Genomic DNA, 24,425 nt, shown 5'->3' on the forward strand with positions numbered 1-24,425 from the left:
TAAGTTCCGACCTGCACGAATGGCGTAACGACTTCTCGACTGTCTCAACCATAGGCCCGGTGAAATTGCACTACGAGTAAAGATGCTCGTTTCGCGCAGCAGGACGGAAAGACCCCGGGACCTTTACTATAGTTTGATATTGGTGTTCGGTTCGGCTTGTGTAGGATAGGTGGGAGACTTTGAAACCCCAACGCCAGTTGGGGTGGAGTCGCCGTTGAAATACCACTCTGGTCGTGCTGGATGTCTAACCTCGGTCCGTGATCCGGATCAGGGACAGTGTCTGATGGGTAGTTTAACTGGGGCGGTTGCCTCCCAAAGAGTAACGGAGGCGCCCAAAGGTTCCCTCAGCCTGGTTGGCAATCAGGTGTTGAGTGTAAGTGCACAAGGGAGCTTGACTGTGAGACCGACGGGTCGAGCAGGGACGAAAGTCGGGACTAGTGATCCGGCGGTGGCTTGTGGAAGCGCCGTCGCTCAACGGATAAAAGGTACCCCGGGGATAACAGGCTGATCTTCCCCAAGAGTCCATATCGACGGGATGGTTTGGCACCTCGATGTCGGCTCGTCGCATCCTGGGGCTGGAGTCGGTCCCAAGGGTTGGGCTGTTCGCCCATTAAAGCGGTACGCGAGCTGGGTTTAGAACGTCGTGAGACAGTTCGGTCCCTATCCGCTGTGCGCGTAGGAATATTGAGAAGGGCTGTCCCTAGTACGAGAGGACCGGGACGGACGAACCTCTGGTGTGCCAGTTGTCCTGCCAAGGGCATGGCTGGTTGGCTACGTTCGGGAGGGATAACCGCTGAAAGCATCTAAGCGGGAAGCCTGCTTCAAGATGAGTATTCCCACCTCCTTGAGAGGGTAAGGCTCCCAGTAGACGACTGGGTTGATAGGCCAGATGTGGAAGCCCGGTAACGGGTGGAGCTGACTGGTACTAATAGGCCGAGGGCTTGTCCTCAGTTGCTCGCGTCCACTGTGTTAGTTCTGAAATAACGAACAGCTGTGTTCATGCCAGCGTTCAAATTTTCATAGTGTTTCGGTGGTCATAGCGTTAGGGAAACGCCCGGTTACATTCCGAACCCGGAAGCTAAGCCTTTCAGCGCCGATGGTACTGCAGGGGGGACCCTGTGGGAGAGTAGGACGCCGCCGAACAATCATTGTAGAAAGCCCCGCACCTTATGGTGCGGGGCTTTTCTGCGTTCAGGGCCGGTGCAGCTTCCTGTAGGGTCATGAGGCATCGTTCGTACGTTCAACAGTGGAGGCCCCCGGGTGGAGGTCCAGGAGACTCGGGTTCAGACGGACCGAATTTTCACCATTCCGAACATCCTGAGCATGGCTCGCCTCGTCGGCGTGCCCGTGTTCCTCTGGCTGATTCTGGAGGAGCACGACGGTTGGGCCTTGGCGGTCCTCATGCTCAGCGGGGTCAGCGACTACCTCGACGGGAAGCTTGCCCGGCGCTGGAATCAGATCAGCAGCCTCGGCCGGCTGCTGGATCCGGCCGCGGACCGGCTGTACATCCTCTCCACGCTCTTCGGCCTGACCTATCGAGACATTCTCCCGCTGTGGCTCACCGGGGCGCTGATCGCCCGTGAGCTGATGCTGCTGGTCATGGTCTGGATCCTGCGCCGCCACGGCTATCCGCCGCCGCAGGTCAACTTCCTCGGCAAGGCCGCGACCTTCAACCTGATGTACGCCTTCCCGCTGCTGTTGCTCAGTGACGGTACGGGTTGGTTGGCCTGGATGGGGGCAGTTTTCGGATGGGCGTTCGCCGGATGGGGTACAACCCTCTACTGGTGGGCAGGAATCCTTTACGTGGTGCAAGTCCGCCGGCTCGTGAAGGCGGACGCCGCGGCCGATTGAGCTCGCTCGGCGCCCGGCTGACGCGGAAAAGTTGCGGAGTCACCGTCCGGGACGGGTGAGGTCGGCGAGAACGTCGTCTCTCAAGGAGGACTCTTCCGACATGAAGGCCGTCGTGATGGCCGGTGGCGAAGGCACTCGCCTTCGCCCCATGACCTCGAGCATGCCCAAGCCGCTCCTGCCGGTGGCCAACCGGCCGATCATGGAGCACGTGCTCAGGCTGCTCAAGCGGCATGGGCTCAGTGAGACCGTTGTTACCGTCCAGTTCTTGGCGTCACTCGTCAAGAACTACTTCGGTGACGGCGAGGAGCTCGGAATGGAGCTCACCTATGCCAACGAGGAGAAGCCACTCGGCACTGCCGGCAGTGTGAAGAATGCCGAGGAGGCCTTGAAGGACGACGCTTTCCTCGTCATTTCCGGCGATGCACTCACCGACTTCGACCTCACCGACCTCATCCGCTTCCACAAAGAGAAGGGCGCACTCGTCACGGTGTGCCTGACCCGGGTGCCGAACCCGCTGGAATTCGGCATCACCATCGTGGACGAGGAAGGAAAGGTCGAGCGCTTCCTCGAAAAGCCGACGTGGGGCCAGGTGTTCTCGGACACCGTCAACACCGGTATCTACGTCATGGAGCCCGAGGTCTTCAATTACGTGGACCCGGATGTTCCGGTCGACTGGTCCGGCGATGTCTTCCCGCAGCTGATGAAGGAAGGCCGGCCGATCTACGGCTATGTGGCCGAGGGCTACTGGGAGGACGTCGGCACGCACGAGAGCTACGTCAAGGCGCAGGCCGACGTACTCGAGGGCAAGGTCCAGGTCGAGATGGACGGCTTCGAGATCTCGCCCGGCGTGTGGATCGCCGAAGGCGCCGAGGTGAGTCCCGACGCCGTGCTCCGCGGGCCGCTGTACATCGGTGACTACGCCAAGGTCGAGGCGGGCGCGGAGATCCGCGAGCACACGGTCGTCGGGTCCAACGTCGTGGTGAAGAGCGGGGCCTTCCTGCACCGGGCCGTCATCCACGACAACGTCTACATCGGGCAGCACAGCAATCTGCGCGGCTGCGTCATCGGCAAGAACACCGACATCATGCGGGCCGCCCGGATCGAGGACGGCGCCGTCATCGGTGACGAGTGTCTGGTCGGTGAGGAATCGATCATTCAGGGGAACGTGCGGGTCTACCCCTTCAAGACGATCGAGGCCGGCGCCTTCGTCAACACGTCGGTGATCTGGGAGTCCCGCGGGCAGGCGCACCTCTTCGGCACCCGCGGAGTCTCCGGGATCCTCAACGTGGAGATCACCCCCGAGCTGGTGGTCCGGCTCGCCGGCGCGTATGCGACGACCCTGAAGAAGGGGTCGACGGTCACCACGGCCCGAGACCACTCCCGTGGCGCGAGAGCGCTCAAGCGGGCCGTGATCTCGGCGCTGCAGGCCAGCGCGATCAACGTGCGCGACCTGGAGAACGTACCGCTGCCCGTCGCGCGGCAGCAGACCGCGCGCGGCAGCGCGGGCGGGATCGTGCTGCGGACCTCGCCGGGAGTGCCGGACTCGGTCGACATCGTGTTCCTGGACGAGCGGGGAGCGGACCTCTCGCTCCAGCAGCAGCGCAAGCTGGACCGGGTGTACGCGCGGCAGGAGTACCGGCGGGCGTTCCCGGGCGAGATCGGTGACCTCCAGTTCCCGGGCAGCGTCTTCGACGCCTACACGGGTTCGCTGCTGCGGCGGGTGGACACGACCGGGATCGCCGATTCCGGGCTGAAGGTGGTCGTGGACGCCTCCAACGGCAGTGCCGGGCTGGTTCTGCCCAGCCTGCTGGGCCGGCTCGGCGTGGACGCGCTGACGATCAATCCGGGGCTCGACGAGACCAGGCCGACGGAGACCGCGGAGTCCCGGCGGGCCGGGCTGGTGCGGCTCGGGGAGATCGTGGCCTCGGCGCGGGCCGCGTTCGGGGTGCGGTTCGACCCGGTGGGGGAGCGGATCTCCCTGGTGGACGAGCGCGGGCGGATCATCGAGGACGACCGGGCGCTGCTGGTGCTGCTGGACCTCGTGGCCGCGGAGAAGCGCAGCGGCAAGGTGGCGCTGCCGGTGACCACGACCCGTATCGCCGAGCAGGTGGCGGCGTACCACGGGACGCAGGTCGAGTGGACGACGACCTCGCCCGACGACCTGACGCGGGTGGGCCGGGCGGAGAACACGATCTTCGGCGGGGACGGCCGGGGCGGATACATCGTCCCGGAGTTCAGCAGCGTCTTCGACGGGTCGGCGGCCTTCGTCCAGCTGCTCGGTCTGGTGGCACGGACGCAGCTCACCCTGAGTCAGATCGATGCGCGGATACCGCGAGCCCATGTACTCAAGCGGGACGTACCGACCCCGTGGGCGGTGAAGGGGCTCGTGATGCGGCGGGTCGTGGAGGCGGCCGGGGACCGGCAGGTGGACACCACCGACGGTGTGCGGGTGGTCGAGGCCGACGGGCGGTGGGCGCTGGTCCTGCCGGATCCGGCGGAGGCGGTCACGCACCTGTGGGCCGAAGGTCCCGACGACGCGTCCGCGCAGGCCCTGCTGGACGAGTGGGCCGGCGTGGTGGACGGCGCCGGGCACTGAGCACAGGAGACGTTGCGGACCAGCGCAGTCCGGTGGACCGGGTGAGGAGCCCCTTGCTCCCTGTCCACCGGACGGGCGCATTCGGTGCGGGCGGCGCCGACATGCGACGATGAGCGGCATGTCGCAGCCGCCCCACAACCGGAGTTCGGCGCCGGCGCCTCCCGCGCGCCCGGACGCATCCATGTCGCTGCTGACGCACGTGATGGACCACAGTCTCGACGAGGGCTATGCGGAAGCGTCGGCCCGGCGCGAGGCGGAGGGTACGGCGGGCCTGCCGCGCACTCTCAAGGCCAAGCTGGCGCTCGCCGCCGGGCTCGTGCTCGCCGCCATGGTCGTCACGCTGGGTGCTGCCCAGGCGCGGATAGCCGCGCCGGTGCTGGCCAAGGAGCGGCAGGAGCTGATCGACCGGGTGCAGCGGGCCGACGAGCGCGCGGACGGCCTGGAGCGGGACATCGAGCGGTTGCGGACGAACGTCGCGGGCCGCCAGCGTGAGGCGCTCAAGCAGCACGGCGGCGACCAGGGGCAGCTCGTGGCACTGCTGGCCGGTGCCTCGGAGGTCCGCGGTCCGGGGGTCAAGCTGGTCGTGGACGACGCGAAGGGCTCCTCGTCGGGCGGTGGCGGCAAGCCGCGCGAGAACGCCGGGTTCTCGGACACCGGCCGGCTCCGGGACCGGGACATGCAGAAGATCGTCAACGGGCTCTGGCAGTCCGGCGCGGAGGCCGTCTCGATCAACGGGCAGCGGCTGACGGCGCTGTCGGCGATCAGGGCCGCGGGTGACGCGATACTGGTCGACAACAGGCCGCTGGTACCGCCGTACGAGGTGCTGGCGGTGGGGGACAAGAAGCGGCTCGGGACCGCGTTCCAGGACTCCGCGGACGGCCAGTACCTGCACGCGCTGCAGGAGAACTACGGGATCCGCTACACCCTGTCCCCCGCGGACGAGCTGCGGCTGCCGGCCGCGTCGAGCCTGACCGTACGTACAGCTACAGCAGAAGAGCCGAAGAAGGGTGCATCGTGATCGCGGTACTGGGCCTGGTGGCCGGAGTGGTGCTCGGACTTCTGGTCCGGCCCGAAGTGCCGGCCGTCGTGGAGCCATATCTGCCGATCGCCGTGGTGGCGGCGCTGGACGCGGTGTTCGGGGGCTTGCGCGCGATGCTGGACGGCATCTTCGTGGACAAGGTCTTCGTGGTGTCGTTCCTGTCGAACGTGGTCGTGGCGGCTCTGATCGTCTTCCTCGGTGACAAGCTGGGCGTCGGCTCACAGCTGTCGACGGGTGTGGTCGTGGTCCTCGGCATCCGCATCTTCTCCAACGCCGCGGCCATCCGCCGGCACGTGTTCCGGGCGTGAGGCCGATGAGTACGAACGACAACCCGCCCGAGGAGCCGATGGGCTCGGAGCTGCCGCCGCAGGACCAGCCCGAGCAGGGCGCGCAGCCGGAGGCACAGCCCGCCCCGCCGGCCCAGCCGGCTCGGCCCGCCGAACCCACCGAAACCGCCCCAGCCGAGGCGGCCCCAGCCGAGGTGGCCGCAGCCGCCAAGGACGCCGAGCCGACGCAGACCGGCCGGCAGCGGCTGGCGGAGGGGCTGTGGCCGCCGCGGGTGAGCCGGGCCCAACTGATCGTGGCGCTGCTCCTGTTCGTCCTCGGGCTGGGCCTGGCCATCCAGGTGCGGTCGAACAGCGACTCCAGCGCGCTGCGCGGGGCCCGCCAGGAGGACCTCGTACGGATCCTCGACGAGCTCGACGGGCGGACCAAGCGCCTGGAGGACGAGAAGCAGCAGCTGGAAGACCAGCGCAAGGAGTTGGAGAGCAGCTCCAACCAGGCCGAAGAGGCTCGTCGGCAGACGATCGAGAAGGAACGCCAACTCGGGATCCTGGCCGGTACGGTGGCAGCGCAGGGGCCGGGCATCACGCTGAAGATCACCGATCCCAAGGGCCAGGTGCAGTCGGACCAGCTGCTGGACACCCTCCAGGAGCTGCGGGCGGCCGGGGCCGAGGCGATCCAGATCAACGGTGTGCGCATCGTGGCGGGCTCGTTCTTCTCGGACGAGGGCGGCGGGATCGGGATCGACGGTAAGAAGATCACACAGCCTTATGAGTTCAAGGTGATCGGCAAGGCACAGGATCTGGAGCCTGCTCTGAACATTCCCGGCGGTGTCGTGCAGACGCTGGAGAAGGAACAGGCCAACGTCGCCGTCACACGGTCGGCGAAGATCGTTGTGGATGCCTTGCGGGCTGCGAAGCAGCCTGACTACGCTCGGTCGTCATCGTCGTGATGCGGGACGGGGAGCGGACGGGCTCACGCGGGCTGATGCCTGCGGGGGGTCGGCGCGGTGAAGTCGTGGTGCGTGGTGGAAACTGTCTGGTGGTTACGGACGTTGTGAGAATGTCCGGGTCGGCAGGTGTGTGCATTCGGAGTTCGTCCTGCCCCACGGGCGGGTCTGTTTCGTTCAAGGGGAATCGCCCGTGAAGTTGTTTGAGAAGCTGTTCGGAAAGAAGAACCGCGAGGAGGGTGCAGCGAAGCACCGCGCGGGGCAGGGAGAGGTGGAAGGGCAGGGCAACCGGCCGCTCTTCCGTGACGAGGTCGCCGGCGCGGGTGATGTTTCGGGCGCGCCGGGCGCGTCGTCTGTTGACCCTGCCGGTTCCGGACGCATAGGTTTCGGTGAACCATCAACCTCAAGTTCGGGTGGAGGGTTTGCCCCCGACCCGTATGCCACCAATGCCTCCGCGGGGCAGCCGCGGCGCGAGGAGCCGTCCATGTCGGCCGAGCAGGTTTGCAGCAGGTGCGGACACCGCAGCGATGCGGCCAGCCGGTTCTGCTCCAACTGTGGCGCGCCGCTGCGGGCGGGCCTGACGCCGGAGCGTGCCTCGGAGACCACGTCCACCATCTCGATCTCGGGCCTCGAGGCCTACGAGGCCGAGGTGTCCGGACAACAGCACGTGTCGTCCTCGCTGTCCCCCGAGGCCCAGGCCGCGGTGGAAGCTCTGCCTCCGGGTTCCGCCCTGCTGATCGTGCGGCGCGGCCCCAACTCCGGCAGCCGCTTCCTGCTGGACGGTGAGCTGACCACGGCGGGCCGGCACCCGCAGAGCGACATCTTCCTGGACGACGTCACGGTCTCCCGTCTGCATGTCGAGTTCCGCAGGAGCCAGGACGGCGGCTTCACCGTCGCCGACGTGGGCAGCCTCAACGGCACGTACGTCAACCGTGAGCCGATCGACTCGGTCGCCCTGCACAACGGCGACGAGGTGCAGATCGGCAAGTACCGGATGGTCTTCTACGCGAGCCTGCGGGGCGTCTGACGGCCCCCTGGGCTCCGCCCGGGGGGACCCCCACCCCGGATTCCGTCCGGGGGGATCCCCAGAGGGAAGGTCCCATGCTGCGTACCCCGACCGGCGGTGTCCCGAAGAGCGGCACCGCCGGCTCGTCCGGGCGGCTGGTGAGCATCGGCACGGTGCTCACCATGCTGCGCGACGAGTTCCCCGAAGTCACGATCTCGAAGATTCGCTTCCTGGAGGCGGAGGGGCTCGTCGAGCCCCGGCGCACACCTTCCGGATACCGCAAGTTCAGCACGGAGGACGTCGAGCGACTGGCCCGCATCCTGCGTCTGCAGCGGGACCACTACCTGCCGTTGAAGGTCATCCGCGATCAGCTGGACGCGCTCGCCCGCGGCGAGCAGATCCGTATCCCCTCGCCCACGGCGCACGGGGATTCCGTCGATCCGACCAGCCCTTGCGCCGTCTACGGCGAGGTGGGCCGGGAACGGCCGACGGCGGCCCGCGTGGGCCGTGCCGAGCTGATGGCCGCCGCCGAGGTGGACGAGGCGCAGCTCGCCGAATGGGAGTCGTACGGGCTGGTCGGCGAGACTCCCGGCGGCGGATTCGACGCCGAGGCGGTCACGGTGGCCCGCCTGGTGGCGGATCTGGGCCGGTTCGGGCTGGAGCCCCGGCACCTGCGGGCCATGAAGGCAGCCGCCGACCGGGAGGCGGGCCTGATCGAGCAGGTCGTGGCACCGCAGCGGCGGCACCGCAACCCGCAGACCAGGGCGCATGCCGAGGCCACCATGAAAGAACTCGCGGGGCTCTCCGTACGGCTCCATGAGGCCTTGGTGCAGACGGCTCTCGGGGTCCGTCTGCACTGACCCCGGGGATCTTCGAGGGGGGCCCGACTACCCAAACCTGCCGGGCAGGTCCTAGGGTTGCTGTGTGAACGAGCTCGACGTTGTGGGTGTCCGGGTGGAAATGCCCTCCAACCAACCGATCGTGCTCCTGCGTGAAGTGGGAGGCGACCGGTACCTCCCCATCTGGATCGGACCAGGGGAGGCGACCGCCATTGCCTTCGCGCAGCAGGGCATGGCCCCTGCGCGGCCGCTGACGCACGACCTGTTCAAGGACGTGCTGGAGGCGATCGGCGAGGAGCTCACCGAGGTCCGGATCACGGATCTGCGGGAGGGCGTCTTCTACGCGGAGCTTGTCTTCGCCAGCGGGGTCGAGGTGAGCGCGAGGCCCTCCGACGCCATAGCGCTGGCCCTGCGGACGGGAACGCCGATCTACGGCAGCGACGGCGTGCTGGACGACGCCGGAATCGCCATTCCGGACGAGCAGGAGGACGAGGTGGAGAAGTTCCGCGAGTTCCTCGACCAGATCTCTCCGGAGGACTTCGGCACCGGCCCGCAGTGAGCCGCCGGCCGCGCCGTCCACAGGGAGTGTCAGCCCATTCGGTTAGCCTTTCCCCGATATGGGGCACGGGAAACCACTCTCAGGGTGATTATCACTCGGCGTGCCGAGTGTGGCGATCGTTGACGCACCCCTGGTGACTGCCTACCTTCGAGGGGGCAGGTCAAGGACGGAGGGTCGGCGTGAGAGTCACGGGCGACGGTACGACCGGGGGCATCCCCGTGCGGAGTGACGGTGGGCCGTACCCGCTCCACGGCAGCGCGGCAGGTTCCGCGCGCCGTCAGCCGGAGGCGGCGACGATCGCAGCGGCCGGCGCGGACCCGGCACCCGAACAAGTCGGCTACCGGGGTCCGACGGCGTGCGCCGCGGCGGGCATCACGTACCGGCAGCTCGACTACTGGGCGCGTACCGGGCTGGTGGAGCCCACGGTGCGCCCCGCGTACGGCTCGGGCACGCAACGCCTGTACAGCTTCCGGGACGTCGTCGTCCTCAAGATCGTCAAGCGCTTCCTGGACACCGGTGTGGCGCTGCAGAACATCCGGACCGCGGTCCAGCACCTGCGGGACCGCGGTTTCGCGGACCTCGAGCGCATGACGCTGATGAGCGACGGCGCCACCGTGTACGAGTGCACCTCGCCGGACCAGGTCGTGAGCCTGCTCCAGGGCGGGCAGGGCATCTTCGGTATCGCCGTGGGCGTGGTCTGGCGGGATGTGGAGAACGCGTTGTCGCAGCTGCACGGCGAGCGGGTCGACACCGGCGAGACGGTGGTCGGCCACAACCCGACGGACGAGCTGGCCGCACGGCGCAACCGGGCCGGTTGAGACCGGTCCCCGGCCCGGCCGCGCATCGGCCGGGCCCGGCCCCGGCCGATTGTCAGTGGCGTAGGGCAGCATCGGGGCTGTGAGAGCCGCGCCGACCATCCTGCATCTGGACATGGACGCCTTCTACGCATCCGTGGAGCAGGCATCGAAGCCGAGCCTGCGTGGCAAGGCCGTGATCGTCGGCGGGCTGGGCCCGCGCGGGGTGGTCGCCACCGCCTCCTACGAGGCCCGCCGCTTCGGGGTGCACTCGGCGATGCCGATGGCCCAGGCGCGGCGGCTCTGCCCGAACGGCGCCTGCCTGATCCCGCGCTTCAGCCTGTACCGGGCGGTCAGCGACGTGGTCATGGCGCTGTTGCGGGAGCTGTCGCCGCTCGTGGAGCCGCTCAGCCTGGACGAGGCGTTCGTGGACCTGGAGGCGGGCGGAACCGCCTTCGACGCGGAATCCGCCCTGGAGACGGGACAGCGGCTGCGGGCGGACATCGTGGCGGCGACCGGGCTCAGTGCGTCGGTGGGGCTGGCGGGGTCGAAGATGCTGGCGAAGGTGGCCTCGGAGGAGGCCAAGCCGGACGGGCTGCTGCTGATCGAGCCGGGGACGGAGCGGGCCCTGCTCGCGCCGATGTCCGTGCGGACCCTGCCGGGGGTGGGGCCGGCCACCGGGGAGCACCTGCGGCGGGCCGGGATCACCATCGTGGGGGAGCTGGCCGAGGCCGGCGAGGACGAGCTGGTCCGGATGGTCGGGCGCTCGCACGGGGTCGGGCTGTACCGGATGGCGCTGGGGCTGGACGACCGGCCGGTGGTCGCCGAGCGCGACGCGAAGTCCGTGTCGGTCGAGGACACCTTCGACGTGGACCTGCACGACCGGGTGCGGATCCGGAACGAGGTGCAGCGGCTCGCCGACCGGTGTGTGCACCGGCTGCGGGACTCGGGGCACTCCGGGCGCACGATCGTGCTGAAGGTGCGGCGGTACGACTTCTCGACCCTGACGCGCTCGGAGACGCTTCGGGGGCCCACCGACGACCCTGCGGTGGTGCGGGAGGCCGCGGCGCGGCTGCTGGAGGCAGTGGACACCACGGGCGGGGTGCGGCTGCTGGGGGTGGGCGTGACCGGGCTGGCGGACTACACGCAGGAGGACCTGTTCGCGCAGTCCATGGCTGCGGAGGCGGCCTCGGCGGGCGACGCAGGGGCCGCCGAGCCGGACGGGGCTGCGGAGGCCGCCGGGACGGGAGGGCCGGGCGATTCCGGTGCCCCCGCTGGGCCGGCAGGGTCCGGTGGGCCCGCAGAGGCCCCCGAGGGCGTGGAGCCGGCCGGGGAGCCGGAGCCCGCCCGGGAGCGCCGCTGGGCGGCCGGGAGCGACGTACGGCATGCCGTGTACGGGCCCGGGTGGGTGCAGGGCAGCGGGGTCGGGAGGGTGACCGTGCGGTTCGAGCGGCCCGGATCGCCACCGGGCCGGGTGCGTACCTTCCGGGTGGACGACCCCGAGCTGGAGCCGTCCGATCCGCTGCCCCTCGTAGGGGAACCCGCGGTAGGGGAACCCGCGGTAGGGGAACCCGTACCGGAAGAGGGCTAGGGGGTGTCGTCGCCGTTCGCCAAGCGGCCGAAGTCGCGCTGGATGTCCGACGGGAGGGAGACGTCCAGTCCGTAGTGGTGGTAGAGCTGCAGCTCCTGTTCGGGGGAGAGGTGGCGGCCGACGCCGAAGTCCGGGGCGTCCTTGATGAGGGAGCGTTCGAAGGGGACCCGCAGGGTGTCGTCGATCACCTCGCTCGGTTCCAGCGGGACGAACGCGTCCCGGCTGAACAGGCCCGTCCGGACGGCGGCCCACTCGGGCACGCCTGTGGCATCGTCGAGGTAGACCTCGTCGACGGTGCCGATCTTGGTTCCGTTGCGGTCGAACGCCTTGCGGCCGATCAGGCTGCGCGGATCGATGTCGGTCTGCACGGTCCCTCCATATGGTCGCAACTCCTCCGTAACGACTACAAAAGTGCATTTCCGGAGTGGGGGCCACTCGAGGGAGAGCCGAGAACCTCGCTGGTAGGCTGGGTGACGGCTGTTGACCCTGTGCGGGAGAGTCCTCCGAGTGAGCATGACGGAGGCGCCGAAGGAGCAAATCCTCCCCGGAATCTCTCAGGCATACGTACCGCACGTGACGAGGCCACTCTGGAAAGCAGGGGCAGGTACCGGGTGAGCAGTGCCGGTTCCTCTCCTCACCGACGGTGAAAGCCGGAATCCGCGGGCCATCCTCGCGACTCCGGTGAAGCTCTCAGGTTGAGATGACAGAGGGGGAGGCCGTCCGGGTGCCCGCGCCGTGGTACCCCTCGCAGGTCGTACGACCCAGGAGGCCTCCGTACATGACCGCCAACCGCATTCCGCTCTCCCAGCTGGAGCGAGGGATCCCCTTCGAGCAGCGCCACATCGGCCCGGATGCCGAGGCGCAGGCGAAGATGCTCGCCCACGTGGGCTACGGCTCGCTGGACGAACTGACCGCCGCCGCGGTACCGGATGTGATCAAGAGCGCCGAGGCGCTGAACCTGCCCGAGGCGCTGACCGAGGCCGAGGTGCTGGCCGAGCTGCGTTCGCTCGCCGACCGCAACCAGGTCCTGACGCCGATGATCGGCCTCGGCTACTACGGGACCTTCACGCCGCCGGTGATCCTGCGCAACGTCATGGAGAACCCGGCCTGGTACACGGCGTACACGCCCTATCAGCCCGAGATCTCGCAGGGCCGCCTCGAGGCGCTCCTCAACTTCCAGACCGTCGTCGCGGACCTCACCGGCCTGCCGACCTCCGGCGCCTCCCTGCTCGACGAGGGCACCGCGGCCGCCGAGGCCATGACCCTGGCCCGCCGCGTGGGCAAGTCCAAGGGGAACATCTTCCTCGTCGACGCCGACGCGCTGCCGCAGACCATCGCCGTGATCGAGACCCGCGCCGAGCCGATCGGCATCGAGATCGTCGTCGCCGACCTGTCCGAGGGGATCCCGGCCGAGGTCGCGGAGCGCGGTGTCTACGGTGTGCTCCTCCAGTACCCGGGCGCCTCCGGTGCCGTGCGGGACATCAAGCCGGTCATCGACCAGGCGCACGGCCTCGGCGCGATCGTCGCCGTCGCCGCCGACCTGCTCGCCCTGACCCTGCTGACCTCCCCGGGCGCGCTCGGCGCGGACATCGCCGTCGGCACCACCCAGCGCTTCGGCGTCCCGATGGGCTTCGGCGGCCCGCACGCCGGCTACATGGCCGTCCAGGACAAGCACGCCCGCTCGCTGCCGGGCCGCCTCGTCGGCGTCTCCGTGGACGCGGACGGCAACAAGGCGTACCGCCTGGCACTGCAGACCCGTGAGCAGCACATCCGCCGCGAGAAGGCCACCAGCAACATCTGCACCGCGCAGGTGCTGCTCGCCGTCATGGCCGGCATGTACGCCGTCTACCACGGTCCGGACGGGCTGCGGACCATCGCCCGCCGTACGCACCGCTACGCGGCCCTGCTCGCGGCCGGTCTGACGGCCGGCGGGGTCGAGCTCGTGCACGGCTCGTACTTCGACACGCTCACCGCCCGGGTGCCCGGCAAGGCCGCCGAGGTCGCCGCCGCCGCCCGTGCGGGCGGGGTCAACCTGTTCCAGGTCGACGCCGACCACGTCTCCGTCTCCTGCGACGAGACCACCCTGCGCGCCGGCGTCGAGGCCGTCTGGGCCGCCTTCGGCGTGAGCGCCGACATCGAGGCCCTCGACGAGACCACCGCCGACGCCCTGCCCGAGGGCCTGCTGCGCTCCGACGACTACCTGGCGCACCCGGTCTTCCACCAGCACCGCAGTGAGACCGCGATGCTGCGCTACCTGCGCAAGCTGGCGGACAAGGACTACGCGCTGGACCGCGGCATGATCCCGCTGGGCTCCTGCACCATGAAGCTCAATGCGACCACCGAGATGGAGTCGGTCACCTGGCCGGAATTCGGCCAGCTGCACCCGTTCGCCCCGGTCGAGCAGGCCGAGGGGTACCTCACGCTCATCTCCGAGCTGGAGGAACGTCTCTGCGAGGTCACCGGCTACGACAAGGTCTCCATCCAGCCGAACGCCGGCTCCCAGGGTGAGCTCGCCGGCCTGCTGGCCGTCCGGGCCTACCACCGGGCGAACGGCGACGAGCAGCGCACCGTCTGTCTCATCCCGTCCTCCGCGCACGGCACCAACGCCGCCAGCGCCGTGATGGCCGGCATGAAGGTCGTCGTCGTCAAGACCGCCGACGACGGCGAGGTGGACGCGGCCGACCTGCGCGCCAAGATCGAGCAGTACCGCGACGAGCTCGCCGTGCTGATGATCACGTACCCCTCCACGCACGGTGTGTTCGAGGAGCACGTCGCCGACATCTGCGCCCAGGTGCACGAGGCCGGCGGCCAGGTCTACGTGGACGGCGCCAACCTGAACGCCCTGGTGGGCCTTGCCAAGCCGGGTCACTTCGGCGGCGACGTCTCGCACCTGAACCTGCACAAGACCTTCTGCATCCCGCACGGCGGCGGCGGTCCGGGCGTCGGCCCGGTCGGTGTCCGGGCGCACCTGGCCCCGTACCTGCCGAACCACCCGCTCCAGCCGACCGCGGGCCCGGAGACCGGCGTCGGTCCGATCTCGGCGGCGCCCTGGGGCTCGGCCGGCATCCTGCCGATCTCGTGGTCGTACGTGCGCCTCATGGGCGGCGAGGGCCTCAAGCGCGCCACCCAGGTGGCGGTGCTCGGCGCGAACTACATCGCCAAGCGCCTGGAGCCGCACTACCCGGTGCTCTACACCGGCCCGGGCAACCTGGTCGCGCACGAGTGCATCATCGACCTGCGCCCGCTGTCGAAGGCGACGGGCGTCAGCGTGGACGACATCGCCAAGCGCCTCATCGACTACGGCTTCCACGCGCCGACCATGTCCTTCCCTGTCGCCGGCACGCTGATGATCGAGCCGACGGAGTCCGAGGACCTCGCCGAGATCGACCGCTTCTGCGACGCGATGATCGCCATCCGCGCCGAGATCGAGCGGGTCGCGGGCGGCGAGTGGCCGGTGGAGGACAACCCGCTGGCCAACTCCCCGCACACGGCGGCGGCGCTGGGCGGCGAATGGAACCACCCGTACAGCCGCGACGAGGCCGTCTTCCCCGGCGGGGTCACGGCGGCCGAGAAGTACTGGCCGCCGGTACGCCGTATCGACGGTGCCTTCGGCGACCGCAACCTGGTGTGCTCCTGCCCGCCGCTGGACGAGTACGACAACTGAGCCGTACGGCACTACGACACCGTGTCCGTTCGGTGACATGACATAGTCGTATGACATGACGGCATGACGAAGGGGCCGGTCCGGGAGAATGATTCCCGGGCCGGCCCCTCTGCGTTCTGTTCCGTTGCGTTCACTCCGTGCTGTCGTCGGACTAGGCAGCTTTCATCACCTGCGCCGCCGCGAGCGGGCGGTGCGGGGCGATGATCTGACCGTCCGGCAGCAGCTCACCGGTGTCCTCGAAGAGCAGGACGCCGTTGCACAGCAGGCTCCAGCCCTGTTCCGGGTGGTTGGCCACGGGCTTGGCGGCCTCCCGGTCGGCGGAGTCGGCTGACGGGCACGCTGGCTGGTGCTGGCACATGGATGCGTTCTTTCGCTGCGATGTGGTCTGTGTGCTGCGGCTCGATGCGTTGTTCATGGCCGCCCCCCGTATCAACGTCTTGGTTTGGTCAGAGTCCCAGTGTTGCCCCCCGGACTTGAGTCCGCAGGGATTTCCCGGCAGCTGTCCTCATAGATTGATGACGCATCACTCGTGCGGGCGGTTCAGCTCAACTCCCCTGTCATTTCGGGTGGTTCGCAGGTGACCCGAGTGGGCTAGACCGAATGGGTCGTACGGGTCACCGGCCCTGCATCGGGCCAGCTCAGACCATGCCCGGACGCCGCTCGGACCATGCCCGGAACCGGCTCGGGCTCCGCTCGGGCTCTGGTCGGGGCCTGCTCGGGCCCCGGGTCAGGCGGCCGGCGCGGCCAGCGACGGCGGGAGCGGCGGACTCGGCGGAGCGAGCCGGTGGGTCATCACGGGCAGCAGCTCGGACACCGGATGCGGCCGGTACGCGGCGATGCCGGGCGGGGCCGGCGCCAGCGGCACCAGCAGATCCGCCGCGGCCGGCAGCCCGGCGGAGGCGTCGGCGCCGACCGCCCCGTGGAGCCACAGCGTCAGCATGTACAGCTCCGGTACGGAGAGCAGCCGCGGCTGGTAGTTCTTGCCGAGGGATTCCGCCTGGCGCAGGGCGCGTTCGGTGGCCGCGACATAGGGGCCCTCGAAGAAATGGGAGAAGGCCCAGCCGTCCGGCGTCAGCCGGGTGTCCGCGGCGGCGACGTAGCGGTCGCCGCTGCGGATCAGGAACCGCCAGGCGGTCAGCCGGGTACGCGGCGGACGGCCTCCCGCAGCCAGCTCCGAGATGTTCAACCGGTCGAGGACGTGGACCGGAAGCGGCAGTTCGGCGGTCATCGGACCCTGCAGCGCGCGCAGGGCCGGAGTGTGCGCCTCGTGGACGGCGGTGGGGGAACCGAGTGCCGCGAGGACGCTGCGCAGGGCGGGCGCGGGAGCCGGAGGGACATGCAGCGGCATGGTGGGTCGCCTCTCACTTGGGAGACCTGTGGATCGGGGCAGGTGCGGACGGCGCTGTCGCATTCTGGGGCCAGAGGGGGGCTGAGGGGCAATGGCCGCGCGCCAACTCTCTGCCTCGTTTGCGGAGTTTATACGACATGTGTTCACGCAGTGTTTCGGCTAGCTGTCCCGCCTATTGCCGACAAGGCGCTTACCGGTCCCGCTGACATGGCATTCATGCCGGTTGCGCGCGAACATGTCGCGCTGACCTCGGAGGTTACCGGACGGGGGCTCGGCTGGAAAGCGCCCATTATGCGGAACCGGCAAAACGCATGCGGAATTTGCATACGGTGTCTTGCCAAGTGAATGTGCCATAGCGCCCTTCGGCCAAACCGGCGCACGCTCCTCGCCACGCACGCCCCCTCGGCGTTATCGATCACGCCGCCGGGGCATCATCGACCGTACACGCGCGCCTGGGTGGCACATGCCAGGCCCACTCGAGGAGGGACGCTTCGATGGGGGAGAAGGTCGTGGCGGGCGGATTCGACCTGTCCGATCGGCAGAAGTATCGGAGGAAGCTTCACGAGTGTCTGGAGGGGCTGGAGCGGCTTCTGGCGGAGAAGAGGTTCGATCGGCCCAAGAACATGATGGGGCTGGAGATCGAGCTGAATCTCGCGGGTTCCGACGGGTTGCCGAGAATGGTGAATGCCCAGGTTCTGGAGCGGATTGCGAGCCCTGATTTCCAGACCGAACTCGGAATGTTCAACCTGGAGGTGAACGTCCTTCCGCACCGGCTCGGCGGCCGGGTATTCGACCAGCTCGCCGAGGAACTGAGTGCGGGGCTCGGCTATGCCCACCGGCAGGCCGCGGAGATCGACGCCGGGGTGGTGATGATCGGCATCCTGCCGACGATCACCCGCTCCGACCTGGTCACCGCGAACCTCTCGGCGGTGGACCGCTACTCGCTGCTGAACGAGCAGATCCTGATGATGCGCGGCGAGGACTTCATGCTCGACATCGACGGGGTCGAGCGGCTCACGTGGAGCACCGGGTCGATCGTCCCGGAGGCCGCCTGCACTTCCGTACAGCTGCACCTGCAGGTGACGCCGGCCCGGTTCGCCGACGTGTGGAACGCGGCGCAGGCGGTGACCGCCGTGCAGATAGCCGTCGGCGCCAACTCCCCGTTCCTGTTCGGGCGTGAGCTGTGGCGGGAGTCGCGGCCGCCGCTGTTCACCCAGGCCACCGACACCCGGCCGCCCGAGCTCCAGGCCCAGGGGGTGCGGCCGCGGACCTGGTTCGGGGAGCGCTGGGTGGAGTCGGCGTACGAGCTCTTCGCGGAGAACGTCCGCTACTTCCCGGCCCTGCTGCCCATCTGCGACGAGGAGGAGCCGCTGCGCGTGCTCGCCGAGGGCGGGGTGCCGGGCCTGCAGGAACTGGTCCTGCACAACGGCACGGTCTACCGGTGGAACCGGCCGGTGTACGGGGTCGCCGACGGGATGCCGCACCTGCGGGTGGAGAACCGGGTGCTGCCGGCCGGGCCGACGGTCGCCGACGTCGTGGCGAACGCCGCCTTCTACTACGGGCTCGTCCGCACGCTCGCCGACGAGCAGCGGCCGGTGTGGACCCGGCTGCCGTTCGCCGAGGCGGAGGCCAACTTCGACGCGGCCTGCCGGTACGGGATCGACGCGCGGCTGCGCTGGCCGCGCCGGGGCCGGGGCGGCGGGCTGGCCAGTGTGTCCGCCGTACGGCTGGTCCTGGACGAGCTGCTGCCGATGGCGGCGGCCGGGCTGGACGCCTGGGGCATCGAGCCCGCCGACCGCGACCACTACCTCGGCATCATCGAGGAGCGCTGCCAGCGGCGGGCCAACGGGGCGACCTGGCAGGTGGACACCTACCACCGGGCGCTCGCATCAGGGATGGAAAGGGACGCGGCGCTGGCCGCGATCACCCGGCGCTACAGCGAGCTGATGCACAAGGGCGATCCCGTGCACACCTGGCCCGTCGGCCTGGCGGACGAGGAGGTGAGCGCCCCGGTGCCGGTCCGGCGCTGAACCGGCCGCCCTGGCGCACGTTCCGGGTCCGGTGATCCCGTTGCCCTGCCGACGAGGCAGTATGGGGTGGACGGAAGCGGAACGGCGGGACGGAGTCGGACGTGCGGGCGGAGCCGGAGCCGGTGGTCAAGGCGTTGCACGAGGACGGGCGGCGGGGGGTCCTGCGCACCGAGACGCTGCTCGTGCTGGCGCTGTCGCTGGGGGCGAGCGCCTTCTCCTCGCTGATCAGCTTCATCGGCTCGCTGACCAAGCCGGGCGGCCTCAAGGACCAGGCCGCCACGCTCAACGGCTCGTACGCCCCCGGCCGGCCCTGGCTGGACCTGGCCTGGCAGCTGTTCGGCATCGGCACCGCGCTGGTGCCGGTGCTGCTGGTCGCCCACCTGCTGACCCGGGAGGGCGCACCGGGGCTGCGCGTGCTGGGCTTCGACCGCACCCGGCCCGGCTGGGACCTGGGGCGCGGAGCCCTGGTCGCAGCCGGGATCGGGAGCGCAGGGCTGGCCTTCTACCTGGCGGCGCGGGCGAGCGGATTCAACCTCACGGTGGTGCCGGAGGCGCTGCCGGACGTGTGGTGGAAGTTCCCTGTGCTGATCCTCTCCGCGGTGCAGAACTCCGTGGTGGAGGAGGTCATCGTGCTGGCCTACCTGCTGCGCCGGCTCGATCAGCTGGGCTGGTCGCCGACGGCCGCGCTGCTGGCCAGCGCGGTGCTGCGCGGCTCGTACCACCTCTACCAGGGCATCGGCGGCTTCCTCGGCAACATGGTCATGGGCGTTGTCTTCGTCCTGGCCTACCGGCGATGGGGCCGGGTGGGTCCGCTCGTCGTCGCCCACGCACTGCTCGACATCGTGGCCTTCGGCGGGTACGCACTGCTCGCGGGCAAGGTGGGCTGGCTGCCGACGCCGTAGGCCACGACGGCGCGCGTCAGGGCCGGGCGAGCAGTTCGCCGTCGACGACCGTGACCGCGTTGCCGGTGAGGAGCGTACGGTCGCCCGCCAAGCGGACCCGGACGAGGCCGGTGCGCGCGCCGCCCTGGAGCCCGACGAGCGAGGTGCGGCCCAGGCGGGCGGCCCAGAACGGGGCGAGCGCGGTGTGGGCGCTGCCGGTGACCGGGTCCTCGTCGATCCCGAACGCCGGGAAGAAGCCGCGGGAGACGAAGTCGTACCCGTGGGACGGGTCCTCGGCGGCCGCGGTGACGATCACGCCGCGGCGGGAGTAGCCGCGCAGGGCGGCGATGTCGGGGGTGAGCTCGCGTACGGCCCGCTCGTCCGCCAGCTCGACGACCAGGTCGCCGATGTGCTCGGACGTGTCGTGGACGGACATGATCTCGGCGCCCAGGGCGCTGCGTACGGCGGGGTCCGCGTCCGCCGGTGTCAGCGAGGACGTCGGGAAGTCCATCGTGATCGTGCCGTCCTCGGCGGTCTCGGCCGTGAGGATGCCGCACCGGGCGGTGAACCGGATCAGCCCCGTGGCCAGGCCGCTCGTCGCGATCACGTGCGCCGTGGCCAGCGTGGCGTGGCCGCACATGTCGACTTCCGCGGACGGGGTGAACCAGCGCAGGGCCCAGTCGGCGTCCCCGCCGGGCGGCAGCGGGCGGGCGAACGCCGTCTCGGAGAGGTTGACCTCGGTGGCGACCTGCTGGAGCCAGGCGTCAGGGGGGAACTCCCCGTCGAGGAGCAGGATCCCGGCGGGGTTGCCGCGGAAGGGGCGGTCGGTGAAGGCATCGACGATTCGCAGGCGCATGCAGCGACCGTAGGGCCGGTTCTTGATCGTCGGCAAAGGCCAATCCGGGATGACTGGCCCCCTCTCAGCCGAAGTGGACGCCGTCGCCGGAGGTTCCCGTGCCGTCCCCCGACAGCGCAGCTCGCTCTGCCTGCTGTTCGCGCCACAGGCCGGGCGGCCGGCCGTGGTGGCGGCGGAAAGCCGCGGCGAACGCGTAGGGCGATGCGTAGCCCGTGCGTGCGGCGACCTGCGCGAGCGTCGGCTCACCGGTGCGCAGGTAGTCCCGCGCCAGCGTCATGCGCCAGTCGGTCAGGTACTGCATCGGGGCCTGGCCGAGTGCTCGCCGGAAGCTCCGGGCGAAGGCCGCCCGGGACAGCCCGCTGAGGGATGCCAGTTCGGGCACCGTCCATGCGCGGGCGGCATCGTCGTGCATGGCTTGCAGGGCCGCGCTCAGCCGGGGGTCGGCCGCTGCCCGGAACCAGCGGGGCGCACTGTCGCTCCGCTTGAAGCTCGTACGGATCGCGAGTACGAGGAGAACGTCGAGGAGACGGTCGAGGACGGTCTGCTGGCCGGGTTCCGAGGCGGCCAGTTCCCGCGACAGCACGGCGACGACGTCGTGCAGGGGGTCGCCGACGGCCGCGGAGAGCGGCAGGACCTGGGGCAGCGCGCCCAGCAGTCCTTCTCCGACATCACCGGAGAACCGGTAGGCGCCGCACAGGAACACCGTGGCCCGCCGGTCGTCCGCGCGGTCGTCGTGAGCGTGCCGTGCCTTGAACTCTGCCGGGTCCAGACAGGGGGCCCCGGACTCGTGGGCGATGTGGTGATCGAGTCCGCCCCGTACGAGGGCCAGCTCGCCGGGCGCCAGTTCGAGGGCCGCCTGCGGATCGTCGAGCCAGAGCCAAGCGCGCCCCTGAACGACGGCGTGCAGTGAGAGCTGGATGCTGCCCGCCAGCCGCAGCCATCGCTCCACGCATGCTCGGACCATGGAGCCATGGACAAAGCACAGCAGACCGCGCTCGTACTCGGCGGCACGGGAAGGACGGGGTCACTCGTCGCGAGGAAACTGGCCGAACGGGGCCTGACCGCGCGGACGGCCGCGCGGCGCGGCGGCGATGTGCTGTTCGACTGGGACGAGGCGGCCACGCACGGCCCCGCCCTCGCCGACGTCGACCGCATCTACCTCGTCACCCCCGTCATGCGCGTCGCGTACGCCCGCCAGGTGTCCGACTTCCTGGATCTCGCCGAAGCCTCCGGGGTACGGCACGTCACCTACCTCAGCGCCTACGGCAGCGACCAGGCCCCGCCGCAGGTCGACCTCCGGGCCGTCGAACTCGACGTCATGGGCCGGGACGCCTTCACGTCCTCGGTCATCCGCCCGGCGTGGGTCATGCAGAACTTCTGCGACGACCACCTGCCCGTCGTCGACGGCGTGATCACGGTGCCGACGGCAGGCGGCGCGGAGGCGTTCGTCGACGCCGCCGACATCGCGGCGGTCGCCGCCGAGACGCTGGCCGACCCCGATGCCCATGCGGGCGCGACCTACGCGCCCACCGGTCCGGAAGCCCTCACGGTGGCCGAGGTCGCCGACATCATCGCGGGCGTCGCCGGCCGGCCGGTCAGGCGCCAGGACATCGACAGGGGCGCCTGGATCGAGGGCGCCGTCGCGGCCGGCCTCGTGCCCGCCGACTACGGCGTCATGCTCGAGTGGCTGACCGGGACGATCGCCTCCGGGCGCGGCTCGCAGCCCAACGACGACGTCCTCGAGGTCACCGGGGCTCCGCCGGCCGGTTTTGCGGACTTCGCCCGCCGGAACGCACGTGCCTGGGCCCTCCCGGCGGTGCACTCGTGACCGGCCGGCCGGAGTTCGAGGCGCTCTCGACGCCATCGGCCGGCCCACCCACGCCTAGGCACCGGGGAACTGAATGGCCTCCGACGGACGTTTCCGGCTCTCAGTTGAAGATGTCCAGGAGGTCCAGCCAGGATCCGTCGTCGTTGGCGGGGCGGGCTCGCATCGGGCGCGGATCTGGGTAGGTCTCCGCTGAGGCCCTCGCGCGGACGATTTCCGGCCCGCCGCACGCCGCTACCGCGAAGGCGCCGAAAACCTTGCCGAACGCGGCCGGGTCGCGGAACTCCACGCCGAACGCCCGGCCGTCCCGAAGCGGCACCCACACCATCCGGTCGAACCGTGGCCACTCCAGCACCGGCTGGTCGTCCGCGGTCGACCGGCCCTCCAGCCACAGCCGTGCCACGTGCAGCAGGTTCACCTTCTCCATAGGCAGCCGCTTGCGCCGCACACGCAGTTCACGCGTCGTGAGCGCGACCCGCTGGTCCTTCTTCGGGTACCAGACGACGCCGATCCCGAACGGCACCCACAGCAGGATCCCGATCATCGGCCAGACCAGAGCGTCGCCCCACGTTCGGAGCAGCCCGCCATCCAGCAGGTACAGGGCCCCGAAGACCAGAACCCACTTCGCCGTCATCCGCCAGAACCCGGTGCCCTGCCGGTACAGGACCCGCCGCTTCCTTGTCATTGCCATGCCCGCACGCTATCCGCGGCTGTCCCGCCTCACTGAAGGCTGACCGTCGCGGGAGGCGAGCCAGGCATGGGTGCACGGGCCACAGCGGAGGAACGTGAAGCCTGATCTGTCGGGCCCGCGTGCTTCGACGCCGACGCCGTAGTGGGCGGGGCATGCCGATGCCCAGGAAAGCCCAAGCAGCGCGCCGGGAACAGCCGGTCCGGCCGGCATCGTTGCACCGACCGGGGGTCTGGCGCTGCAGGGGTGGGAACGATGTCATCCGCCCCGGCAGGATCCGGCCTCCCGGGAGCGCGGAACGCCCGCCGCGCACTCGGACCAACACATGTCTCTGCAGGAGGACTCCTTCATGACTGACCGGCCCTTGACGCTCATGGCAGTGCATGCCCACCCCGACGACGAGGCCACCGGAACCGGAGGAGTCCTCGCGCGGTACGCGGCAGAGGGCATCCGCACGGTTCTCGTGACGTGTACCGACGGCGGTTGCGGTGACGGGCCGGGGGGTGTCAAGCCGGGTGATCCCGGGCACGATCCGGCGGCCGTCGCCTTGATGCGCCGGCAAGAACTTGAGGCGAGCTGTGACGTCCTGAAGATCAGTGATCTGGAGATGCTGGACTATGCCGACTCCGGGATGATGGGCTGGCCGAGCAACGACGCCCCCGGATCTTTCTGGAAGGCCCCCGTGGAGGAAGGCGCTGCCCGACTCGCGGCCCTCATGCGGCACTACCGGCCCGATGTGGTCGTCACCTATGACGAGAACGGCTTCTACGGCCACCCCGACCACATCCAGGCCCACCGCATCACGATGGCGGCGCTCGAGATGACCGCGCTGACACCGAAGGTGTACTGGACGACGATGCCGCGCTCGGCGATGGAGCGGTTCGGCAAGATCATGCGCGAGTTCCATGAGGACATGCCGGAGCCGGATCCTGCCGAGGCCGCCGCGCTGGCCGAGATCGGCCTCCCCGACGATGAGATCACCACGTGGGTGGACACCACCGCATTCAGCGGTCAGAAGTTCGACGCGCTGGCCGCACACGCCAGTCAGGGCGAGAACATCTTCTTCCTCAGGATGGGCAAGGAGAGGTTTGGCGCGTTGATGGGCGTGGAGACCTTCGTACGTGTCCAGGACGCCACCGGCGCGGCCCTGCCCGAGAACGATCTCTTCACCGGCCTGCGCTGACCCGACCGTCCGGCCGGCGCCCCGTCGGGCGGCGCAACTGCGGATGCACGACGTGCAGAGGTGCCCGCCGCTCGCAAGGAACTGTCCTGTCCCACTGAACCTTGGCCAATCCCACCGAACTTTGACCGGCTTCCGCTGCGGGTCGGGCCTTCACCTGCGGTGCATTCCGGTGCCGGTCAAAGTTCGGTCCCGTCGCTACCAAGCCGGTCGCGGATCTTGACGTTCGGTCGAGAAGTCTGCGGGTGCCTCGGCTGGTCCGTCCGTCCGCCAGAGACATCCCGGGCTCGGCGAGAACTCATCTGTCAGCGGTGCCGGGGCTTGGAACCGCTGGGCACGGGGGAGCGGCACCTCGACCAGAGCGCCGTCGTACATCATCCACAGGCCGAAGCAGTCGTCCTCCTCGTCATGGATCAGCACCTGTACCCGCTCGGGGCGGAGCCACGT

Annotated in this window: 21 protein-coding genes, 2 rRNA genes and 2 riboswitches (1 of these 25 only partly in view); of the genes, 17 read left to right on the forward strand and 6 right to left on the reverse strand. The window is 69.6% G+C overall.

Annotation, left to right across the window (positions count from 1 at the left end; genetic code table 11):
- The 12 genes from OHT74_RS31560 to OHT74_RS31615 form a co-directional block, all read left to right on the forward strand.
- Positions 1–949, forward strand: a 23S ribosomal RNA gene (locus OHT74_RS31560); it begins 2,175 nt to the left of the window's first position.
- Positions 950–1,026: 77 nt separating this feature from the next.
- A 5S ribosomal RNA gene (rrf, locus tag OHT74_RS31565) occupies positions 1,027–1,143 on the forward strand.
- Between the two features lie 117 nt (positions 1,144–1,260).
- Complete coding sequence (locus OHT74_RS31570; protein ID WP_267000678.1) at positions 1,261–1,851, forward strand: CDP-alcohol phosphatidyltransferase family protein; 591 nt, start codon at positions 1,261–1,263, stop codon at positions 1,849–1,851.
- Between the two features lie 100 nt (positions 1,852–1,951).
- Positions 1,952–4,447: a mannose-1-phosphate guanyltransferase gene (locus OHT74_RS31575; protein WP_328622033.1), complete on the forward strand. Its 2,496-nt coding sequence runs from the start codon at positions 1,952–1,954 to the stop codon at positions 4,445–4,447.
- A 109-nt stretch (positions 4,448–4,556) separates the two neighbouring features.
- Complete coding sequence (locus tag OHT74_RS31580; RefSeq protein ID WP_266669110.1) at positions 4,557–5,465, forward strand: DUF881 domain-containing protein; 909 nt, start codon at positions 4,557–4,559, stop codon at positions 5,463–5,465.
- Positions 5,462–5,794, forward strand: a complete 333-nt coding sequence (locus OHT74_RS31585; protein WP_266669112.1) for a small basic family protein — start codon at positions 5,462–5,464, stop codon at positions 5,792–5,794. Before OHT74_RS31580 ends, OHT74_RS31585 begins: the two co-directional genes overlap by 4 nt.
- Before the next feature lie 5 nt (positions 5,795–5,799).
- Positions 5,800–6,720: a DUF881 domain-containing protein gene (locus tag OHT74_RS31590; RefSeq protein WP_443047601.1), complete on the forward strand. Its 921-nt coding sequence runs from the start codon at positions 5,800–5,802 to the stop codon at positions 6,718–6,720.
- 82 nt (positions 6,721–6,802) lie between these two features.
- Positions 6,803–7,744 carry an FHA domain-containing protein gene (locus tag OHT74_RS31595; RefSeq protein WP_266673219.1) on the forward strand — a complete coding sequence of 314 codons (942 nt, stop codon included), beginning with the start codon at positions 6,803–6,805 and terminating at the stop codon, positions 7,742–7,744.
- A 74-nt stretch (positions 7,745–7,818) separates the two neighbouring features.
- Entirely contained in the window at positions 7,819–8,583 is a 765-nt protein-coding gene (ftsR, locus tag OHT74_RS31600) for a transcriptional regulator FtsR (protein WP_266669116.1), read from the forward strand.
- A 64-nt stretch (positions 8,584–8,647) separates the two neighbouring features.
- Positions 8,648–9,121: a bifunctional nuclease family protein gene (locus tag OHT74_RS31605; protein WP_030009777.1), complete on the forward strand. Its 474-nt coding sequence runs from the start codon at positions 8,648–8,650 to the stop codon at positions 9,119–9,121.
- 179 nt (positions 9,122–9,300) lie between these two features.
- Entirely contained in the window at positions 9,301–9,939 is a 639-nt protein-coding gene (locus OHT74_RS31610) for a MerR family transcriptional regulator (protein ID WP_365953908.1), read from the forward strand.
- A 79-nt stretch (positions 9,940–10,018) separates the two neighbouring features.
- The gene (locus tag OHT74_RS31615; protein ID WP_328622034.1) at positions 10,019–11,506 is read left to right on the forward strand and encodes a DNA polymerase IV; all 1,488 of its coding nucleotides are present in this window, start codon (positions 10,019–10,021) and stop codon (positions 11,504–11,506) included.
- Here the strand turns inward: OHT74_RS31615 and OHT74_RS31620 are convergent.
- A complete protein-coding gene (locus OHT74_RS31620; RefSeq protein WP_266669122.1) occupies positions 11,503–11,874 on the reverse strand; it encodes a PRC-barrel domain-containing protein in 372 nt (123 codons plus the stop codon). The two genes, OHT74_RS31615 and OHT74_RS31620, sit on opposite strands and share 4 nt — an antisense overlap.
- Before the next feature lie 113 nt (positions 11,875–11,987).
- Positions 11,988–12,086: riboswitch (glycine riboswitch) on the forward strand.
- Between the two features lie 2 nt (positions 12,087–12,088).
- Positions 12,089–12,220: riboswitch (glycine riboswitch) on the forward strand.
- Between the two features lie 64 nt (positions 12,221–12,284).
- Between OHT74_RS31620 and gcvP the strand changes: the two genes are divergently transcribed.
- On the forward strand, positions 12,285–15,170 hold the full coding sequence (gcvP, locus tag OHT74_RS31625) for an aminomethyl-transferring glycine dehydrogenase (RefSeq protein ID WP_266669124.1): 2,886 nt from the start codon (positions 12,285–12,287) through the stop codon (positions 15,168–15,170).
- 151 nt (positions 15,171–15,321) lie between these two features.
- Here the strand turns inward: gcvP and OHT74_RS31630 are convergent, their stop codons facing one another.
- Both OHT74_RS31630 and OHT74_RS31635 read right to left on the reverse strand, forming a co-directional pair.
- The gene (locus tag OHT74_RS31630; RefSeq protein WP_030303831.1) at positions 15,322–15,528 is read right to left on the reverse strand and encodes a DUF5999 family protein; all 207 of its coding nucleotides are present in this window, start codon (positions 15,526–15,528) and stop codon (positions 15,322–15,324) included.
- A gap of 369 nt (positions 15,529–15,897) precedes the next feature.
- Positions 15,898–16,518 (reverse strand): hypothetical protein, encoded by a 621-nt coding sequence (locus tag OHT74_RS31635; protein WP_266669126.1) that lies wholly within the window; start codon positions 16,516–16,518, stop codon positions 15,898–15,900.
- Between the two features lie 494 nt (positions 16,519–17,012).
- Between OHT74_RS31635 and OHT74_RS31640 the strand changes: the two genes are divergently transcribed.
- The gene (locus OHT74_RS31640) at positions 17,013–18,548 is read left to right on the forward strand and encodes a glutamate-cysteine ligase family protein (protein WP_328622035.1); all 1,536 of its coding nucleotides are present in this window, start codon (positions 17,013–17,015) and stop codon (positions 18,546–18,548) included.
- A gap of 101 nt (positions 18,549–18,649) precedes the next feature.
- Positions 18,650–19,450, forward strand: coding sequence for a CPBP family intramembrane glutamic endopeptidase (locus OHT74_RS31645; protein ID WP_267000690.1), 801 nt, complete (start codon positions 18,650–18,652; stop codon positions 19,448–19,450).
- Between the two features lie 16 nt (positions 19,451–19,466).
- On the opposite strand, the gene OHT74_RS31650 is transcribed toward OHT74_RS31645, so the two are convergent.
- Both OHT74_RS31650 and OHT74_RS31655 read right to left on the reverse strand, forming a co-directional pair.
- Entirely contained in the window at positions 19,467–20,285 is an 819-nt protein-coding gene (locus tag OHT74_RS31650) for a PhzF family phenazine biosynthesis protein (protein ID WP_328622036.1), read from the reverse strand.
- Positions 20,286–20,349: 64 nt separating this feature from the next.
- A complete protein-coding gene (locus OHT74_RS31655; protein ID WP_328622037.1) occupies positions 20,350–21,234 on the reverse strand; it encodes a helix-turn-helix transcriptional regulator in 885 nt (294 codons plus the stop codon).
- Positions 21,235–21,255: 21 nt separating this feature from the next.
- Here OHT74_RS31655 and OHT74_RS31660 point away from each other — a divergent pair, with 21 nt between their 5' ends.
- Entirely contained in the window at positions 21,256–22,113 is an 858-nt protein-coding gene (locus tag OHT74_RS31660; protein ID WP_328622038.1) for an NmrA family NAD(P)-binding protein, read from the forward strand.
- A gap of 100 nt (positions 22,114–22,213) precedes the next feature.
- Here OHT74_RS31660 and OHT74_RS31665 read toward each other — a convergent pair whose 3' ends face one another.
- Positions 22,214–22,801 (reverse strand): hypothetical protein, encoded by a 588-nt coding sequence (locus tag OHT74_RS31665; RefSeq protein ID WP_328622039.1) that lies wholly within the window; start codon positions 22,799–22,801, stop codon positions 22,214–22,216.
- A gap of 346 nt (positions 22,802–23,147) precedes the next feature.
- Between OHT74_RS31665 and OHT74_RS31670 the strand changes: the two genes are divergently transcribed.
- Complete coding sequence (locus tag OHT74_RS31670) at positions 23,148–23,981, forward strand: PIG-L family deacetylase (RefSeq protein WP_328622040.1); 834 nt, start codon at positions 23,148–23,150, stop codon at positions 23,979–23,981.
- The last annotated feature ends 444 nt before the right edge of the window (positions 23,982–24,425 follow it).

It is taken from the genome of Streptomyces sp. NBC_00354, from assembly GCF_036106915.1.
Taxonomy (GTDB): Bacteria; Actinomycetota; Actinomycetes; order Streptomycetales; family Streptomycetaceae; genus Streptomyces.